This window comes from uncultured Frigoribacterium sp. (genome assembly GCF_963515265.1).
Lineage (GTDB): Bacteria > Actinomycetota > Actinomycetes > Actinomycetales > Microbacteriaceae > Frigoribacterium.
The window spans coordinates 1-3,146 of the sequence record NZ_CAUPYL010000249.1; the positions used below are offsets into that span (position 1 = coordinate 1).

General features: G+C 74.9%; 3 protein-coding genes and 1 pseudogene. All 4 read left to right on the forward strand.

From position 1 onward, the window contains the following. Nucleotides 1-200: pseudogene (locus RWM17_RS13410) on the forward strand (hypothetical protein); the annotation flags it as partial. Nucleotides 201-262: 62 nt separating this feature from the next. Next, nucleotides 263-1,174, forward strand: a complete 912-nt coding sequence (locus RWM17_RS13415) for an SDR family oxidoreductase (RefSeq protein WP_314104469.1) — start codon at nucleotides 263-265, stop codon at nucleotides 1,172-1,174. Further along, complete coding sequence (locus tag RWM17_RS13420; RefSeq protein WP_314104471.1) at nucleotides 1,174-2,292, forward strand: SDR family oxidoreductase; 1,119 nt, start codon at nucleotides 1,174-1,176, stop codon at nucleotides 2,290-2,292. Before RWM17_RS13415 ends, RWM17_RS13420 begins: the two co-directional genes overlap by 1 nt. Nucleotides 2,293-2,493: 201 nt before the next feature. After that, a complete protein-coding gene (locus tag RWM17_RS13425; RefSeq protein WP_314104472.1) occupies nucleotides 2,494-3,096 on the forward strand; it encodes a winged helix-turn-helix domain-containing protein in 603 nt (200 codons plus the stop codon). The last annotated feature ends 50 nt before the right edge of the window (nucleotides 3,097-3,146 follow it).

Sequence of the window (3,146 nt, forward strand, 5' to 3'; positions counted from 1 at the left end):
GGCTCGCCCTGGCGGGCCGCCACGTCGTCGACGCCGCGATGCGGGCTCGTCGCGCCGCCGATGCCGAGCCCGTGACGGTCGACCTGCAGGCGACCGGGTTCGCGCGGTGGGCGCGGGGCGCGTCGGTCGCGGCGGTCGAGACGTTCGTCGTCGGCCGCAGACCGGTCACGGTGCCTGATGGTCGGGACGGTCCCGGCTAGCGCCTCCGGGGCGTCTTGTCGACCCCGGTCCGGGTGCGGCCGGGCGTGCGTAGCGTCAGGCCATGAGCGACCACGACGAGACCGAGACCGAGACCACGACCGAGACCCCGGCCCGGTCGGCCGACGCGCCCCAGGACGGCCAGCCCGCCCAGCAGCAGGACCTCCCCGGCGCGGAGGGCGACCTCGCCCCCCGCGCCGACCACGGCGAACGGAGCTACCGCGGCTCCGGCCGCCTCGAGGGCAAGGCGACGATCGTCACCGGGGCGGACAGCGGCATCGGCAAGGCCGTCGCCCTCGCGTTCGCGCGTGAGGGCGCCGACGTCGTGGTCAGCTACCTGGACGAGGAGGAGGACGCCCAGGACACGCGTCGCCTGGTCGAGGAGGCGGGCCGTCGTGCCGTCCTCGTGCCCGGCGACCTCGCGGATCCGGCCCACTGCCGCGAGGTCGTGGCGACCGCCGTCCGCGAGCTCGGCCGCGTCGACGTGCTCGTGAGCAACGCGGCTGTCCAGTGGACCCACGACTCGATCCTCGACATCAGCGACGAGGAGTGGGACCGCACGATGGCGGTCAACCTGAGCGCGTTCTTCCATCTCGTGAAGGCCGCCGTGCCCCACATGGCGCCGGGCTCGTCGATCATCGGCACCTCGTCCGTCAACTCCGACAGCCCGCCCCCGACGCTGCTGCCCTACAGCGTCACGAAGTCGGGCATCGCGAACATGACGGCGAGCCTCGCGCAGATGCTCGCCGATGCGGGCATCCGCGCCAACTCGGTCGCCCCCGGCCCGATCTGGACGCCCCTGATCCCGGCCACCATGCCTCCAGAGCAGGTGGAGCAGTTCGGCCAGGACGTACCCCTCGCACGCCCGGGCCAGCCGGCCGAGGTCGCGCCGGTCTACGTGCTCCTCGCCTCCGACGAGGCCAGCTACGTGTCCGGCGCACGCGTGGCGGTCACGGGCGGGAAGCCGATCCTCTGATGCGCACCCCCTCCTCCTTCGTGTCGGTCCTCCGTCGCCCGTCGCACGTGCGCGAGGGCGATCTCCGGGCGATCGCCGACCAGGTCGTGGTCGTCACCGGGGCCACCAGCGGGATCGGCCTCGCGACGGCCCGTCTCGCCGCCGCTCGGGGCGCCGCCGTCGTCCTCGTGGCCCGGGACGAGGAGGCGCTGGTCGCCGAGGCGGACCGGCTCCGCCGCGAGGGCGGCCGGGCCGCGCACGCCGTCGCGGACGTGGGCGACCCCGCGGCCGTCGACGCCGCGGCCCAGGTGGCCGTCGACACGTTCGGCGGCTTCGACACGTGGGTCTCGAACGCCGGGGTGTCGATCCTCGGAGGCGTGGACGAGGTGCCCCTCGACGACATGCGCCGGCTGTTCGACACGGACTTCTGGGGAGTGGTGCACGGCACCAGGGCTGCCCTCAGGCACTTCGGCGGAGCCCGCCGGGAGGAGCACGGCCCCGGGACGCTCGAGGTCGGCGGGCGGGCCGGTGCGCTGATCACCGTCGGCAGCGTCTTCGGCGACCGCGCGGACCCCGTCCAGCCCGTCTACGCGAGCGCGAAGCACGCCGTGCACGGCTGGGTCGACGGCGTCCGCATGCAGGCCGAGGTCTCGGGACTGCCGGTGTCCGTGACGCTCGTGCACCCCGGCCGGGTCGCGACGCCCTACGGCGACCACGCCGAGAGCCTGATCGACCAGCACCCTGCCCACCGGGACGTCGTGTACGCGCCCGAGGTCGTCGCGGAGGCCGTCCTCCACGCGGCCGAGCACCCTGTCCGGGACCTGCACGTGGGCGGCCAGGCCAAGGCGGGTGCAGTCCTGGCGGGGCTCTTCCCGAGGGCGACCGACCGGGTCATGGAGCGCTACCTGCCGTGGTCGTCGCACGACGACCGGCCGTCACAGGCCCCGTCGGACTCGGCGCTGTGGTCGCCGGGGCGACGGGTGGGCGTGCGGGGCCGGCACCCGGGGCTCGTGAGGGAGCGCAGCAGCTGGCTCTGGGCGGTCCGGCACCGGGGAGGGCTCCGCGGTGCGGCGTTGCTCCTCGGCGTCGTGGCCGCGGGGGCGGCCGCCGTCACGCGCCAGGCATCGCGCAGGCCCTGAGCCGATCCCGTCCCCGTCCTCGTCCCTGCTCAGCGGCCTCTCCGCACGTGCCGACCGCGCGCGCGGCAATGAAGGGAGATCCAGTCGTTGTACGAGCTCTTGACGTCTGTCAGTCGGCATCTGCGGCATGCGCAGCGTGCTGGCGCCGTGACGAGGGTGGTTCGCCTTCGGTAATTCCAGAATTGTGGTTATCGTGGAGTCATGACTCCAGCTGATCCTCTTCGCGCAGACCTCGACGAGCTGCGCGACGCACTGGCAGGGGCGCTCGCCCGGCTCGACGTGCTCGAGCAGAGCGTGGCCGAGGGCGATGTCGGCGACCCTGGCCGCGCCTCCTCGGCATCGGCATCGGCATCGGCCTCGACCTCGCCGCGCGACCCGGCCGCCGCGTCGGCCTCCGGGGACGTGTTCTGGGCGCTCGACGGCGTGAAGCAGCGCCTCGACCCGCCGGGAGGCATCGTCTTCGCCGGCTCCGTCGCGGTGCCCGCGGGCCCCGTCGACTGGCAGATCACGCTGGCGACCGACGGGCTGCTCGCCGCCGACTGGGCGCAGGCCGCTCCGTCGCTCGCCGCGCTCGGCAACGCCACGCGGCTCGGCCTGCTGCAGGCGGTCGTGGGAGGTGCGGACACGGTCGCGCAGATCTCGGCCGAGGGGGGCCTCGGGTCGACCGGGCAGCTCTACCACCACCTGGGGCAGCTGGTCGCGACGGGGTGGCTCGTGGCCGCCGGGCGTGGGCGGTACGCCGTGCCGCCCGAGCGGGTCGTGCCGTTGCTCGTCGTGCTCGGCGCCGCGGGGAGGACCTCGTGAGCGGGGACGAGCGCCGCGCCGGTCGCCGCGTCGTCGCCGCGGTGGTCGCC

Excerpts from the sequence above, each read along its gene's own strand:
- RWM17_RS13415 (WP_314104469.1), top strand. The coding sequence starts at position 263 with ATGAGCGACCACGACGAGACCGAGACCGAGACCACGACCGAGACCCCG.
- RWM17_RS13420 (WP_314104471.1), top strand. The coding sequence starts at position 1,174 with ATGCGCACCCCCTCCTCCTTCGTGTCGGTCCTCCGTCGCCCGTCGCAC.
- RWM17_RS13425 (WP_314104472.1), top strand. The coding sequence starts at position 2,494 with ATGACTCCAGCTGATCCTCTTCGCGCAGACCTCGACGAGCTGCGCGAC.